12 protein-coding genes and 1 pseudogene are annotated in these 14,375 nt (G+C 51.0%); 3 read left to right on the top strand and 10 right to left on the bottom strand.

Features of this window, described 5'->3' with window-relative positions:
• The 3 genes from PPL9_RS33085 to bcp form a co-directional block, all read right to left on the bottom strand.
• Window positions 1-818 (bottom strand): hypothetical protein (locus PPL9_RS33085; protein WP_208989196.1); only part of this gene is annotated, 818 nt, incomplete at its 3' end.
• Window positions 819-972: 154 nt separating this feature from the next.
• Window positions 973-1,860, bottom strand: coding sequence for a ferritin-like domain-containing protein (locus PPL9_RS05760; RefSeq protein WP_057461801.1), 888 nt, complete (start codon window positions 1,858-1,860; stop codon window positions 973-975).
• A 3-nt stretch (window positions 1,861-1,863) separates the two neighbouring features.
• Entirely contained in the window at window positions 1,864-2,361 is a 498-nt protein-coding gene (gene bcp, locus PPL9_RS05755) for a thioredoxin-dependent thiol peroxidase (RefSeq protein WP_057461800.1), read from the bottom strand.
• A gap of 296 nt (window positions 2,362-2,657) precedes the next feature.
• Between bcp and PPL9_RS05750 the strand changes: the two genes are divergently transcribed.
• A complete protein-coding gene (locus PPL9_RS05750) occupies window positions 2,658-5,828 on the top strand; it encodes an AsmA-like C-terminal domain-containing protein (RefSeq protein ID WP_057461799.1) in 3,171 nt (1,056 codons plus the stop codon).
• On the opposite strand, the gene PPL9_RS05745 is transcribed toward PPL9_RS05750, so the two are convergent.
• The 4 genes from PPL9_RS05745 to PPL9_RS05730 form a co-directional block, all read right to left on the bottom strand.
• Entirely contained in the window at window positions 5,821-6,582 is a 762-nt protein-coding gene (locus PPL9_RS05745) for a class I SAM-dependent methyltransferase (RefSeq protein WP_057461798.1), read from the bottom strand. The genes PPL9_RS05750 and PPL9_RS05745 overlap by 8 nt on opposite strands.
• Window positions 6,583-6,744: 162 nt before the next feature.
• The gene (gene tyrS / locus PPL9_RS05740) at window positions 6,745-7,998 is read right to left on the bottom strand and encodes a tyrosine--tRNA ligase (RefSeq protein ID WP_057461797.1); all 1,254 of its coding nucleotides are present in this window, start codon (window positions 7,996-7,998) and stop codon (window positions 6,745-6,747) included.
• A 193-nt stretch (window positions 7,999-8,191) separates the two neighbouring features.
• Window positions 8,192-8,575, bottom strand: a complete 384-nt coding sequence (locus PPL9_RS05735; RefSeq protein ID WP_057461796.1) for a VOC family protein — start codon at window positions 8,573-8,575, stop codon at window positions 8,192-8,194.
• Between the two features lie 704 nt (window positions 8,576-9,279).
• Window positions 9,280-9,657, bottom strand: a complete 378-nt coding sequence (locus tag PPL9_RS05730; protein ID WP_208989195.1) for a helix-turn-helix domain-containing protein — start codon at window positions 9,655-9,657, stop codon at window positions 9,280-9,282.
• Window positions 9,658-9,872: 215 nt separating this feature from the next.
• Here PPL9_RS05730 and PPL9_RS05725 point away from each other — a divergent pair, with 215 nt between their 5' ends.
• Window positions 9,873-10,469, top strand: a complete 597-nt coding sequence (locus tag PPL9_RS05725) for a YceI family protein (protein WP_057461794.1) — start codon at window positions 9,873-9,875, stop codon at window positions 10,467-10,469.
• 202 nt (window positions 10,470-10,671) lie between these two features.
• Here PPL9_RS05725 and glnA read toward each other — a convergent pair whose 3' ends face one another.
• Window positions 10,672-12,081: a type I glutamate--ammonia ligase gene (gene glnA, locus PPL9_RS05720; protein WP_057461793.1), complete on the bottom strand. Its 1,410-nt coding sequence runs from the start codon at window positions 12,079-12,081 to the stop codon at window positions 10,672-10,674.
• A 121-nt stretch (window positions 12,082-12,202) separates the two neighbouring features.
• Window positions 12,203-12,541 (bottom strand): P-II family nitrogen regulator, encoded by a 339-nt coding sequence (locus PPL9_RS05715; protein WP_057461792.1) that lies wholly within the window; start codon window positions 12,539-12,541, stop codon window positions 12,203-12,205.
• Window positions 12,542-12,945: 404 nt separating this feature from the next.
• On the opposite strand from PPL9_RS05715, the gene PPL9_RS05710 reads away from it, so the two are divergent.
• Window positions 12,946-13,395, top strand: a complete 450-nt coding sequence (locus tag PPL9_RS05710; protein WP_057461791.1) for a VOC family protein — start codon at window positions 12,946-12,948, stop codon at window positions 13,393-13,395.
• Between the two features lie 466 nt (window positions 13,396-13,861).
• On the opposite strand, the pseudogene PPL9_RS33080 reads toward PPL9_RS05710, so the two are convergent.
• Window positions 13,862-14,374 (bottom strand): annotated as a pseudogene (locus tag PPL9_RS33080) (protein kinase); the annotation flags it as partial.
• Window position 14,375 lies beyond the last annotated feature (1 nt).

The raw sequence follows: 14,375 nt of genomic DNA, 5'->3' as shown, positions 1-14,375 counted from the left end.
CCGTACGCACTGGAGATGTTGAAGCTGGAGAGTGGGCGGCCAAATGGCAGAGCATCCACTTTGGTATTTAATTCTATGCGTTGTTCAATGATCCGGCGCGCTGCAATCATACTGCTGTCCAAATCCGCAGACCCAATGTCCTGATAGATGCCGCCAGCAGATGAACTTGGGGTGACAAAGACAGGCTGTGCAACTCCGGCTTTCTTAAGCAGCGTGTTTGCACGTTTAATGTCATCCATAGCTGCTTGAGTGTAAGCAGTGAGCAAGAGTTGCCCTTGCGCTTGCTTTGCATAGAAGTCTTTGTGAGGGGCAGCTGGCTGTGGGGCGGTGGACTGCTTGCCTGACAGTGTTCTCAGAATATCGAGTGGAGCACCGCTTTTTTGTGATGCAAACGATAGTTTGTGGGTGTTGGTCGCGCCGACGTCTCTTTGAAGAGGTTTGCGCTTTGGAGAGGGCGGGATAGCGGAGAGGACAAGGTTTGATTGCTCCGCCAGCGTAACCAGTGCTTCAATTTCCTGAAACTGCCGCAATAGCTGCGCTTGCTGCTTGCGAGCGGGAGCATTTAGACCTGATGTGTCCTGATCCAACCGTCCGCGCATCTCACCGAGCTGAAATTTGAGATCCCGAATTTCGCTTTCATAGTTTTCACGGAGCGCCAATTCTCTGGATAATGTTGAATTAAGCCGCATCTCGCTGAGAGACTGTTGAAAGCTGCTTGCCAAAACTGCGGAGACGACTGCCGTTGCTGCAAGACCGGAAATCCAATAAGCCATCGGAGGAATTACGCGCAGCTCAGATGTGATGCGCGAAAGCCACATTGGGCCATCCAATTTCAATTGGTTGTAATTGTTAGAAAACTCACTGCACCTGGAAAGCTTCATCGGATGACCACTTGCTCAGTTTGCCTACTGGAAATGATTTGTTAAATTCAATTAAAGTTAGTTATGGTTAATAAAGTCTAAGTGCAGTGTATCATTGGGTCAATTTGATGAGCGATCGATAGAAGCCCGGAGTGAGACCTGCTTCAGATCTTGCTCTGTCATTAAACGGGGGCTTCAGTGGTCCTTTAAAATGTTGTTTTACGAGCTGTTGAAAACGTGGCTCAGGGCGTACACGGTGTCTGTCACACATGAAGCGGAACCATTTCGCTCCATAGGCAACATGCCCTTTTTCATCGTGATAGATCACATGCAACACACTGGCAGTGTCTTTATCGCCAGTTGCGTTAGCCTTCTCGATCATGGATGGGGTGATGTCGAGGCCTCTGGCTTCGAGCACGAGTGGAATAATTGCCAAACGTGCAATCAGGTCCTTGCCGGTTGACTGGGCTGCTTGCCAGAGACCGTCATGGGCTGGCAGATCGCCATAGGCATGCCCAAGTTTTGCAAGGCGCTCTTGAATGAGTGTGAAATGTTTTGCCTCTTCCAACCCAACGCGGACAAAGTCGTCATAGTAGGAGCGCGGCATGGGCACATGGGTAAAGCGGCCGATCAGGTCCCAGGTGAGATCTATGGCATTGAGTTCGATGTGTGCCAGAGAATGGAGCAGGGCGATCTTGCCGTTTTTCCCTCCAACTGCGCGTTTGGGCATGTCTCGTGGTGGAAGAAGCTCAGGTTTTGCTGGGCGACCAGGGCGGTCCGGCATGGGCCTTTCACCTGTGCCACGGGAAATGGACAGGGCGCCTTTGAACCATTGATTTGCGACGTAGTAGGCAAGCGCGACCTTCATATCCAATTCAGGTGTTTCGAGGATTTGGCGGGCGCCGTCTCTAAGAGACTTTACGCAGGTGTTTTCAGGGAGTGTGAGATGCGCTTGCCCTGCAAACGCATCCGCATCATTGTTGCCCGGAAGTTTTGGCATTCTTTACTGGCTCAGACCTTGTAATTCTTCCAAGACCTTTTCGACGTGGCCGGGAACGCGGACCTTACGCCAAATCTTGGCAATCTTGCCTTCTTTATCAACGAGAAATGTGGAGCGTTCAACGCCCATGTACTTCTTTCCGTACATGTTTTTTTCCACCCAGACCCCGTAGGCCTGACAAACTTCTTTCTCGATATCTGCCCCAAGTGTGACGTTAAGTCCGTGTTTCGCCTTAAACTTGTCATGCTTTAGTGGTGTATCGGGCGAAATGCCGATGATAACAGCATTGTGTTTTTCAAACTCAGCCGCATTTTCGGTAAAGGCAATTGCTTCTTTTGTGCAGCCTGGTGTGTCATCTTTTGGATAAAAATAAACGACGACCGACTGGCCAGTTTGTTCTGATAGAGTGAATTGTCCTTGCGAATCTGTGGCTAAGGTAAAATCCGGTGCCAGCATGCTTTCCTGCGGTAAGGAAGGTGTCGCATCTTTCGTATCAGGCATTCTTTATTTGCTCCTGGGGTGCCATTTGGTCTCTTGGGACGCCGTTTTTTTGAGTATGGTGTAGATAAGCAATTAATCTTGCAGAGCACCTGTGATCACGCGATGCTATCGCAGGTTACGATTCGGTCAAAATCGAACGTACCACTAAAACAGGGAATGAGATTCTGGCTGTTGATGTTGGGAATACAGCAGAGCTTGAGAGCTCTCCTGTTACACGTCGTTTAAAGCGACGCGTAATATGGGGTGTTGTTTGCGTTTTTCTATTTATAGCGTTTGGTTTTGGCGGTTACCGGGTGATGAGTGGCCCGTTTTCTGTTCCCTATCTCGTGGATTGGGCAATCAAACAGTTTGAGAGCAAAGCGCTAAACGTTACCGTTGGTAGTGCGCAGTTTGATCTGTTTGGTGAAAACGGCAGCCGTATTCTCCTGGAAGATTCTCTTATTCGCGTCAAAGGTCGCACTGCTGCGACTGTGTTGCTCCCACGAGCCGAAATCGGCATCAATCTGTCAGGGCTGCTGACCGGTGATCTGGAAATCACCAGTGTCGCGCTGGAACGGCCTTCTGCAACGATCAAACTGGCGAGTGGGTCAGAACCTTTGCCTCGGGTGCAAAACCGCGTGGTGGCGATCGACAAGTTTAGTGTGATTGCTGTTGAGGAGCTCAAGCGCTGGCACCTTGAGAAAGTTGCTATTGAGTACGGTCGACTGGTGATCAACGCGCAGGGTGAAGAGTTTGTCGCTGATGGTATTGATGCAAATGCCGTGCTGCTGGATGATCTTTCCTTTGCAGTAAATGCTAAGATCGTGGGTCGTGAAGGGGACTGGTCATGGGATCTGAAGCGCACTGTTACACCTGAAACTGGTGCGAGAAACATTTCCGTCAATCTGCGTGATGCCTCGCTGCGAGATTTATTGCCAACACACAGTTTTGCTCGTGATGACAAGCTGGCGAATACGCGTCTGTTTGTTGAAGCGAATGCTGAACTATGGGCGACTGGAGAGTTTGTTGGTGCGGATATGAATGTTCGTACCTCTCCAATCTTCATTCGTACTGCTCCAGATAATTCTATCACCGTCGACGAAGCATTCCTGGATCTCAATTTGCAGCGCGATAATCCCGATATTATCATCGGACGATCTTATCTGCGCCGTAAAAACACACGCGTTGTGTTTGGTGGGGTTGTGCAGCCACCTGTAACTGAAGGCGCTGAGTGGAACTATTCGCTTGGTTCCCGAGAGATCGTATTGGCGCCTGCTGATGTAAAGTCGCCGCCGCTGCTGTTCCCTGATGCTTATGCATCTGGCACGTTTGATCCGACGAACTCCCTGATTTCTATTGAACGAGCTCGTGCTGTCGGGCTTGATGCTGACATTAATGTTGCGGGATCGTTCTACTACGGGAAACCGGGACCGTCCCTTGCGCTATCCGTTTACAGCCCAAGCCTGAGCTTTGGCGAAGTGTTGCAGGTTTGGCCGACAGTTACAGCACCAAAAACCCGAAACTGGTTGATTGATCACCTCGGCCCTGGCCGGGTTGATAACATTGCCTTGGATCTGGCGCTTGGGCCAGAAGCCTTTGATGGCGACCGGAGTACGCCTGCATGGCAGGGAGACGGCCTAACAGCATCCTTTGATGTGATTGATGGCTCAGTCAAAGCACTCAAAACTCTGCCTGTGGTGAGGGATCTCACCGGGACCGGCAAGATCGAGAATGAAGATTTTTCGATCTCCGGCAGCAATGGTCATTTCCGTATGCAAGACGGGAACATCGTTAAGGTGCCAGAGGTTCAGTTTGCGATCAAAAACATCGCAACACCAGGCGCTCTGCCTGCTGAACTGTCTGTGCTACTGACGGGGCGCGCCGATGATTTGGGTGTGCTAGCTGACGCTGAACCTATAAATGCGTTAGAGGGTTTCAGTGTCGTGCCAGCAGACCTTTCTGGCATGGGTGAAGTCCGTGTTGAAGCCTCGTTCCCTCTCCTCAAGAATCTCAAGGTTAAGGATGTTGAGTGGCGGGCCAATCTGGATCTGAAGGACTTCAGCAGTAAAGCGAAAATCTCAGGCCAGACCATTGAAAATGCAAACCTGATCGTTCAGGCGGATACAAAGCAAACCCAGATTTCCGGCAAGGGGAAGCTGAATGGCTTCCAGTCTGAGATTGATTTGAGCACCAGCCGCGATGGCAGTGGAGCTGAAGACCGTCAGGGCGTGACGTTTGTTGCCAATGCCAAGGATCTGACAGACTACGGTGTTGATCTTCAGGGCTATGTCAAAGGCTCTGTGAAAGTCAGCTATGAAGACAGCGGCGGCGCGCAGGTGTTTGAACTGGACCTTTCAAAAGCTGCCATCAACGTTCGCGAGGTTGGCTGGAGCAAAGCGTCCGGTGTACGTGCAACCGCAAGGTTCCGTGTGACAAAAAATGGCAATGCCAGAACGCTCCATAACTTCTCATTCCTGTCTGAAGGTGTTGAAGTTCGTGGCAATCTGAAAATTGATGGCAATGGAAAGCTGGCGCTTGCCGACTTCTCCGCGTTCAATCTGCGCCCCAATGACAAAGCCAAGATGACCATTCGTCCACGCCGTGGTGGTGGGTATCAGGTTGTCATGAATGCGGATCGGTTTGATGGCCGTGCCCTGTTGGATTCGTTTGGGGCAGATAATGCAGCTGCTTCGGCAAAGCGCAAAAGAGATGTGATTGCGGTTGACCTGACATTCAGGCGCCTGATCGGTTTCAGAGGTGTACAGGCTCAGAATGTGCGGATTGATGGGCTCTTCCGCGGGGTAAGCGCTGTTAATCTTGCGGTTTCGGGCGCAACTTCAAGCCGTGGTCAGTTCAATTTCACTGTTGGCGGTGAGGGGAAGCATCGCTTTGCAAAAGGTAAGCTGAACAATGCCGGTGAGTTCTTACGGTTTATGGATCTGTTCCCTCGTATGCGCGGTGGTAACGGGCGTTTGGATATCCAGATGCCGACTGATACCAACTGGGCTGGTCAGCTGACTGTAAATGATTTTTCCATCACCGAAGATCCTGCGATTAAAGCGCTGAAAGGGATCGAGCCGAAGGAGATTCGCGGAACGCGGAACAGTGAAGTGTATTCTGCTGCAGTGAATTCTGGTGAGGCGTCTTTCCAAAAGATGCGCATGCAGTTTTCGCGCAGAGGAGATATTCTGAATGTTTCCAAGGGAACGTTGAGCGGTGCTATTATTGGCGGGACCTTCAGCGGGAATGCCAATCTGAAGAGCCGTCAGCTGGATATGGCTGGCACGTTTGTTCCTGCCTATGCCTTGAACAACCTGTTTGCGAAACTGCCGGTGATTGGTCTCATCCTGGGCGGAGGTTCTTCTGATGAAGGGCTGTTTGGAGTGACCTATAAGCTGGATGGCACCTTTGAGAAGCCCAAGTTCCAGGTCAACCCGGTCTCTGCAATTGCGCCGGGTGTGTTCCGCCGTATCTTTGAATTTAAGTAGAGATCACAGGGAGGTAGGCTGCAAAGCGCATGCAAACGTAATCTGCTTCCCAGCCTTTGCTTCTCGAATAAAGTAGCGGTTTGAGATGCTTGATTGTCTCTTTGTAAAATCGCTTCTTATGGGTTTCGCTCAGCTGCTCTGTGAGGCTGCTGGTAAAGAGTTGCAGCCATCCCTTCATTCCTGTTTCCAGCGGTGTCCTGCGTTCGATTTCTGTATGATAGGTGACTGAGAAGCCTGCTTCTTTCAGCGCGCGCATATACGTTTCGGGTGGTGGGAAAATCCAGGGGCTCTTGTAGGGGCCAAAAGCAGGGTTTTCGGCGAACACGTTCTCCATTGCAGACCGGATGATGCGGCAGTTTCGATCGCATCCCATTTCACCAACAAACCGACCTCCCGGTTTAAGAGCTTTCACAACACCGCGGATGACGCCCTTGTAATCCTGCATCCAATGAAGGGCTGCGTTGGAGAAAACTGCGTTGAACACCTTGTCAAAATTGAGGTTTTCAGCAGGTATGAGGCAGGTCTTGATACCTTTCTCATTCGCTTGCAGGAGCATGTCTTCTGCTGTGTCGACACCGGTTACGATTGCACCTCGGTTTCGAATTTCCTGGGCCAGCGTGCCTTCACCGCATCCCAGGTCCAAAATGCTTTCTCCGGGCTGCACAGCGAGCAACTCAAGTGCGTCTTGCCCAAAGTCTGCGACATAGGCTGCGTGCTTCAAGTATTGTTGTGCGTTCCAATCCTGCATCGCCATGGGGGCTGCTCCTGAATACAAGGGCAGCAGTTTAGGCTATCAGGGCTAGCTCAAGGTGCAGTTGACTGGCTGCAATTGCATAAACTTGCAGTGTTTTGCAGGCAAAGAAAAAGCCGGGAGCAAGACCCGGCTTTGTCAAAGATATTGTGTTTAGTCAGACTGTTAGACTGGCTTTACAAGAACGTGTTTTTTCTTGCCAAGGGAAAGTTTGATCACGCCATCATCAGTCAGATCAGCGTCAGTGATAGAGCGGTTGTGATCCTGTTCCGCCTTATCGTTGATGCGGACAGCACCGCCTTTGATGTTGCGACGGACTTCTCCGTTGGAAGAGCAAAGACCAGCGGTTACGAAAGCGTTGAGGATGCCGAGGCCTTCTTTCAGCTCTGTAGCAGCAATCTCGATGGTTGGCAGACCAGCGGCATTGGCACCTTCTTCAAACGCCTTACGAGCTGTCTCAGCAGCTTTGTCAGCCTCGATACGGCCATGGAGCAGGGCGGTTGCTTCGGTTGCCAGAACCTTTTTAGCTTCGTTGATCTCAGCACCTTCCATTCCCGCCAGACGTTTGATCTCGTCCATTGGCAGAATGGTGAAGAGTTTCAGGAACTTCTCGACGTCAGCATCTTCGGTGTTGCGCCAGAACTGCCAGTAATCGTAGGGGCTGAGTATGTCTGCGTTGAGCCATACTGCGCCTGCTGCGGTTTTGCCCATCTTGGCACCGGATGCTGTGGTGAGCAGCGGGGTGGTGAGGGCGAAGAGTTCTTTGTCTGCAAGACGGCGACCAAGGTCTACGCCAGAGAGGATGTTGCTCCACTGATCAGAGCCGCCCATCTGTAGGCGGCAGTCTGTGCGGCGATGGATTTCGAGGTAATCGTAGCCCTGCAGGAGCATGTAGTTGAACTCGAGGAACGACAGGTGCTGCTCGCGTTCCAGACGCAGGCGTACGCTGTCGCGCTGGATCATCTGGTTGACGGAGAAGTAGCGGCCAACATCACGCAGGAAGTCCATGTAGTTGAGTTTGAGCAGCCAGTCGGCGTTGTCCATCATCATTGCATCAGATGGGCCATCACCGAATTGCAAAAACTTTTCAAAGACTTGTTTGATGCCGTTTTTGTTGCCTTCGATGTCCTCATCGGTCAGCACTTTGCGGCTTTCGTCTTTGCCAGTCGGGTCGCCAACGCGTGTTGTGCCGCTGCCCATGAGGGTAATCGGACGGTGGCCGGTCTTCTGGAACCAATGCAGCATCATGATTTGTACAAGGGAGCCAACGTGCAGGCTGGAGGCTGTACAATCAAAGCCAATATATGCGGTTACGGTCTCTTTTGCGCAAAGTTCGTCCAGACCTTCGGCGTTAGAGAGTTGGTGCAGGAAGCCGCGTTCTTCCATTGTCCGCATAAATTCGGATTTATATGAGCTCATTGGTCAAGCCTGTTCAATTTACTGAGTATTTCCAAGTTGAAAGGTCTATACCTGAGTTTTCAGCGGGATTCACTCGTTTTTTCTGGCAAGGCCCAAAAGCTGTGTTGGGGATTTGAGATTGTGCGGAGAATTTGGTGCTGAGGTGTGCTGAGTGGTATCTCCGCAACGCAGGTGTGTTTCCTCTCTTTTCTGTTCAGAGCGGAATGCGGCCAAATTTCAATAGGTTGCCGTGAGGGTCGTGGATGTAAAACTCTTCCATATCCCAGGGGCGTCTAGTGAGTGGCGTGAAGCGGGGTTCGCTCTTGCCGTCCTCTGGAAGGCCGAGTTTGCGAAATTCTTCGTGAAGATCGACGATGGGCCCTCCACGGAAATAAACGCTGCTGTTGTTGCACAGGTGCTTTTCTGTGGTGAGCCAGAAGTGGATTTCTAAAGTGTCCCTGCGCAGAATCAGAAAGTCGGCCTGTTCGTAAACGACGTTGGAAAAGCCGAGCTTGTCTGCGTAAAACGCTTTTGTTTCCTGAATGTTGAGGGAAGGAAGTGTGGGGAGAAGCTCAATTGTGTCGGCTGCTGCAGTCATTGTTTTCTCTAAAATATGAATGTAATTTGTATATTTTAGAGGGTGCGGACTACATTGCAATGGCCAAAAGAAAACCCCGCGTCCTTCTCGAAGGTCTAAACGGGGTTTTGCTTTTATAGTCGGATCGCCGCGATTTACCGTTTCAAGGCTATATGCTGGGGCGTTTGATATGATTTCCGCCCGTGTACGTCCGGGTTCGATCCGTGCTTACCGTCTGATGACGCTCGGTCGCTCAGGCCGTTTTGTAGTCTTGCTATATTGTAGCATCTTGCAGAGGGTCTTCATAAGTACCGAATTGCCTTCATAAAAACCGTACAACATGCAGGTCCGGTGGAGTCATTGGCTCTCCTTTTGTTGACCTGTACATAACTTAGGAACGCTTGGGTTTTCTTTCAAGGGATGGGGGAGAAAATAGTTAGTGTTGCCTTAGTGAAGACACTCCATTTTTCCAAAAAAGCGCAAAAAAGAAGGCGATCCGGGAGGATCGCCTTTGAAGAGTATGCGGGTCTAATCAGCACGGTCAGATACTGATAACCTCATTGCACTTAAACGCAGTTTCGTGACGTGGTGATGACATATCCTCGTTGCGCTCTAATGTGCGTTGGTTTGCGTTCTTTCGTGTTTTCTTGCGTTGCTGTGTAGAGGCGCTGTGTTGCGCGTAAAGCCATTGTTTACTGTCGCGATCCACTGGTCGATGAAAAAATCTAAACTAGCGCCTTCAAGGCTGCTGCGAGTTGGGTCGCGCCGTCCTTGCTGATTTTTGTATCGAGTTTTTCTTCCAGCTTGCGCTCATAGGTTTGCCACATCTGGGTGCGGAGGTCTTTTCCCTTTGAGGTGATGAAGAGGGTCTTGCCGCGCTTGTCCTTGAGGGCGGGTTTGCTCTCGACCAGCTGAGCCTTGGCGAGCGACTGGATAACACGTGAGAGGTTGGCCTGCTGGAAGAGGACACGTTGCTCCAGCTCGAATTGCCTCAAGCCATCGGGTGCATTCTCCAGTTCCCAGAGGATGTCATACCAGGAGAGAGGGGGGAAACGCTCTGCTTTGAAGGCGCCTTCGATATCGGTGTAGATGGTCTTTTGCACTCGGTTGAGAGCGATCCAGAGAGAAACTGACTCTTTGCTGACAGACATCACATCCTCGTTATTTGCGCATTCCGCTCTTGAAAATGGTTTTCAATCATTTAGATGTATATACATGCATATACATTAATATAATAAAAATCAACAGGTTAATGGATATGTATTTGCAGAAAGCTGCAGTTTTTATGTGACAAACAGGGATATGAGGTAGGAAAAGCATGAAGCATTTCACGAAATTCGCCGTTGTTGCGGCGTCGCTTGCATTCACAGCGTCAGCGCAGGCTGCGAGCTACAAGTTTGATCCGACCCATACCGAGGTTCGGTTTTACTACAATCATGCGGGACTGACAGAACAATCTGGTGAGTGGAAGGTTGTTGGCGGGGAAGTGGAGTTTGATCCGGCAAAGATTGAAGAAACGAAAGTCAGTGTGACCATTGATCCGGCAAGCGTGGATACGGGTGTTGAGCCGCTGGATGAGCATCTGAAAGGCTCTGACTTCTTTGACGCGGAGAAATTCCCTGAGATCACGTTCGTTTCCACATCCGTCAAGCAAACCGGGGCAACTGCTGTGACATTGGTGGGGGACCTGACCATCAGGGACCAAAAGCATCCGGTGGAACTGGACTTTCAGCTCAAGCACAATGGCCCGCATCCGCTGGGAAGCTACTTTGATTACTATCAGGGGCAGTGGATCGGTGTAGAGGGTAAGGGAGCGATTTTGCGCAGTGACTTTGGTGTTGGTAAGTTTGCGCCATTGACCAGCGATCGGGTGCGTCTTGAGATCTCTGCGGAGATGAGAGAGGGCGGCTGGTAAGCTCTCTGCTTTGCTGATGCAGGTTTGTATCGCCAGATGAGATCCGGGTGATGGAAAAAGCAAAACCCCGACTGAGACCAGCCGGGGTTTTATTGTGCCTAGATGAGAGGACTGCTTTTGAAAGGCGTATCCTGATTTGAGCCGAAGCTCGTCTTATGGATACGCCATAGGTGCATTGGAGTTAAAGCAGTCCCTTCATAACTTAGACGGAGTAGTACATGTCGAACTCAACTGGGTGAGGGGTCATGTCTGTGCGCATGACTTCTTCCATCTTCAGCTCGATGTATGCGTCGATCTGATCGTCATCGAATACGCCGCCTGCTTTGAGGTACTCACGGTCTGCATCGAGGCATTCCAGAGCTTCACGCAGAGATGCTGCAACAGTTGGGATCTCGGAGAGTTCTTCTGCTGGCAGATCATACAGGTTCTTATCCATTGCATCGCCAGGATGGATCTTGTTCTTGATGCCATCAAGGCCAGCCATCAGCTGTGCAGCGAACGCCAGGTATGGGTTTGCGGAAGGATCCGGGAAGCGAACTTCAACGCGCTTGCCCTTTGGAGACGATGTGAATGGAATACGGCAGGATGCGGAACGGTTCTGGGAAGAGTATGCCAGAAGAACTGGAGCCTCGTAGCCCGGTACCAGACGCTTGTAGGAGTTGGTGGACGCATTGGTGAATGCGTTCAGAGATTTCGCGTGCTTCAGGATACCGCCGATGAAGTACAGAGCATTCTCGGAAAGGTCAGCATACTGGCTGCCAGCAAAGGTTGGCTTGCCGTCTTCCCATAGGGAGAAGTGGCAGTGCATGCCGGTGCCGTTGTCGCCGAAGACTGGCTTAGGCATGAAGGTCGCGGACTTGCCATAAGCGTGTGCAACTTGGTGAACCACGTACTTGTAGATCTGCATGTGGTCAGCGCAGGTTGTCAGGGTCTGGAACTGCATGCCGAGTTCGTGCTGAGCTGCTGCCACTTCGTGGTGGTGCTTTTCAACTTTAACACCCATGTCGGACATGACTGTCAGCATTTCGGAGCGGATGTCCTGCGCGCTGTCAATTGGTGGTACTGGGAAGTAGCCGCCTTTTGTGCGTGGACGGTGACCGAGGTTACCGGACTCGTACTCGCTGTCCATGTTGGATGGCAGTTCGGAACAATCCAGCTTGAAGCCGGTGTTGTATGGGTCTGCTGCAAAGCGAACGTCGTCGAAGATGAAGAATTCAGCTTCCGGGCCAACGAATACGGTGTCGCCAGCGCCACATGCTTTCACATAGGCTTCAGCGCGCTTAGCAGTCATGCGTGGGTCACGGTTGTAACCTTCGCCTGTGCGTGGGTCGAGAACGTCACAGAAGATGGACATAGTGGACTGCGCGAAGAATGGGTCGATATGAGCTGTTTCCGGATCTGGCATCAGCATCATGTCGGATTCGTTGATTGCTTTCCAACCACCGATAGAAGAACCGTCAAATGCGACGCCCTCTGCGAACATGTCTTCGTTCACCTGGGAGATATCCATGGTGACGTGCTGCAGCTTGCCGCGCGGATCAGAAAAACGAAGATCTACGAACTTTACGTCTTTTTCCTGGATTTCTTTCAAGACATCAGCGGAGGTTGTCATAACTTCCTATTCCTCTTATTAAAATCGCCAGTGGCGCAGTGTTGTAAACTGGAAGACCAAGCGTGTGGGATCGTCGCCCCTAACTCATTCAGTCCTCGTGATTTCCTAGTGAAACTCTGGGTTAAACAGCGTCTTCGCCCGTCTCTCCCGTACGAATACGGATTGCTTCTTCGATGCTGGAGACAAAAATCTTGCCATCACCAATGCGGCCAGTCTGTGCGGCGTCGCGAATGGCTTCTACAGCTTTTTCTACAAGATCATCGTTGAGTACGATTTCCACCTTAACCTTTGGCAGGAAGTCCACCACGTACTCGGCGCCACGATAGAGTTCTGTATGACCCTTCTGGCGGCCAAATCCTTTTGCTTCGGTAACGGTGATCCCCTGAAGACCAACCTCCTGAAGTGCTTCTTTCACTTCATCCAGTTTGAACGGCTTAATGATCGCCTCAATTTTCTTCATGGTCTTCACACTCTCAGTTCGTCTTGTATCTGCGTGCGCTGCTGATCTGGCATGCTCTTAAAAATGATCAGCGCGTGTGCAGAAAGTTCGCGATTCAAAACTTACGGAAATATGAATGCAGAAACCGTGCCAGTTTTGAAATTTTCTTAAAAAGCCGCGAAAGCGGGCAGTTTGCTCCCTTAATAATAATGGGAAACTGCATCTGAAATATATCTGGTGCACAAACACTGCGCATAATGGTTAAAAAATAGGCAGTGTACCTTTTGTTCATCTCGCCTGAAACTAGGAGTTGGTTCCTTATGCAAGGCAGGGTTATGGTTGGTCGTGAAAAAGCTGTTGCAGATTTTGCGCGTTCCTATGGAAGCTGACAGTCAGTTTTTGGCATGCGCTTGAAGGAGCGAGTGATGAGGTTGGTTTCTCTCGACCATGTCGTGCTTACCGTTCATGATGTTGAACGTACCAGTCGTTTTTATCAGGATGTACTGGGTTTGGAGGAGATCATATTCGGAGGCGGGCGGCGGGCCCTGCATTTTGGGCAGCAGAAGATCAACCTTCAGCCCATCGATGTGGATCATACTCCGATCGCGCAGGAACAGGTGCCGGGGACCGCAGATCTTTGCTTTTTGGTTGAGAGTTTGGATTCGGCCATTGCGCGGTTGAGTGCTGCCGCCGTGACGATTGTGGAGGGGCCTGTGTTCCGCACAGGTGCCAGTTCGCCGATCCTGTCTGTTTACATTCGCGACCCTGACGGCAACCTGATTGAGCTTTCCCAGCCTCAGGATGTGGTGATTGCCAGTGATGAGCGGGAGACTGCCAGGAATGCGAAGAAGAAGCCGCCAAAGTCCAATCGGTAGGTGTGTGGATTAGCTCTGATCGTATGAAGCTAGCTTTTATCCTATGCAGATTTGGAGCTGTTTTGCTGCATGATGAAGTCGAGGACTTTTTTCGCCTCTTCTGGTTGCAGGAGCGGATCCTGTAAAAACTGGCTTTGCTGCATGTCGTCAAGACTGCTTCTCTTCTTCGGATCGATCTGCATGGAATTGTTGACGAAGCGGGCGTACGCAGACTCGTAACTCTCGTTGTAATAACCAGGCTCTCCAGCCAGATCAGGATCATCTGTTGGCGTGAGGGCTTTCTCGGGCTGGTTTCTTCGCCGGTTTGAGATTTTGAGTTGCTCAGTTTGCGCACAACATGGAGAGCGAACGCATAAGGGCTGTCGCAATCCGGCGCGCCCAGAAGATTGGCTTCACCTTCACCTCCGCCATATACCATCTGGCCAATGGCATAACCGTCCTGTTTATCGTCCAGGCGGTCACGATCCTCTGCGTCTTTGAAGGCGGCGGCGATGGCTTCCGGGCTGGAATACTCCGGAGTGCCGAAGTCCAGTGGATCTTCTCCAATAGTGCCTGCAAAACCAAAATCAGCGATCTTGAGGGATTGGCTGTTCTTATCGAACAGGATGTTGCCTCCTTTGATGTCGTTGTGACTGATGCCTGCCGCGTTGACATGCTTCAGACCGTCAATCGCTTCATTCGCCATGAACTGTAAGGCGCCCCAATATTGTGAGTGACTGAGCTTGTTCTCTTGGAGGAGTTCTTCGGCCCCTTCGAAAAGGTCACCTGCTTCACAGCCTTCCACATATTCCATAGCAAGGCCGGTTTCACCGTCGATCTCGTGTATTCCGTAGCACTGTACAACGTTCTTGTGCGGGCCTGCGGCCATCAGCTTCCCGTAGATCTGAGCTTCTTTTTGCAGGGCGTCTTTGCCTTTTTGTGACCGTGCGGTCTTGAACGCAATGGACTTTCCGCTTTTCTCGTCCGTGTACAAACTCACT

The organism is Pseudovibrio sp. POLY-S9 (genome assembly GCF_001431305.1).
Lineage (GTDB): Bacteria > Pseudomonadota > Alphaproteobacteria > Rhizobiales > Stappiaceae > Pseudovibrio.
The sequence above is the reverse complement of the archived record's forward strand: the minus strand, read 5'-3'. Positions and strand labels throughout refer to the sequence as shown.

Bases quoted from the DNA above. Each gene is read 5' to 3' on its own strand.
- bcp (WP_057461800.1), bottom strand. From the start codon at position 2,361: ATGCCTGATACGAAAGATGCGACACCTTCCTTACCGCAGGAAAGCATG.
- PPL9_RS05750 (WP_057461799.1), top strand. From the start codon at position 2,658: ATGAGTGGCCCGTTTTCTGTTCCCTATCTCGTGGATTGGGCAATCAAA.
- PPL9_RS05725 (WP_057461794.1), top strand. From the start codon at position 9,873: ATGAAGCATTTCACGAAATTCGCCGTTGTTGCGGCGTCGCTTGCATTC.
- PPL9_RS05745 (WP_057461798.1), bottom strand. From the start codon at position 6,582: ATGGCGATGCAGGATTGGAACGCACAACAATACTTGAAGCACGCAGCC.
- tyrS (WP_057461797.1), bottom strand. From the start codon at position 7,998: ATGAGCTCATATAAATCCGAATTTATGCGGACAATGGAAGAACGCGGC.
- PPL9_RS05710 (WP_057461791.1), top strand. From the start codon at position 12,946: ATGAGGTTGGTTTCTCTCGACCATGTCGTGCTTACCGTTCATGATGTT.
- PPL9_RS05760 (WP_057461801.1), bottom strand. From the start codon at position 1,860: ATGCCAAAACTTCCGGGCAACAATGATGCGGATGCGTTTGCAGGGCAA.
- PPL9_RS05735 (WP_057461796.1), bottom strand. From the start codon at position 8,575: ATGACTGCAGCAGCCGACACAATTGAGCTTCTCCCCACACTTCCTTCC.
- glnA (WP_057461793.1), bottom strand. From the start codon at position 12,081: ATGACAACCTCCGCTGATGTCTTGAAAGAAATCCAGGAAAAAGACGTA.
- PPL9_RS05715 (WP_057461792.1), bottom strand. From the start codon at position 12,541: ATGAAGAAAATTGAGGCGATCATTAAGCCGTTCAAACTGGATGAAGTG.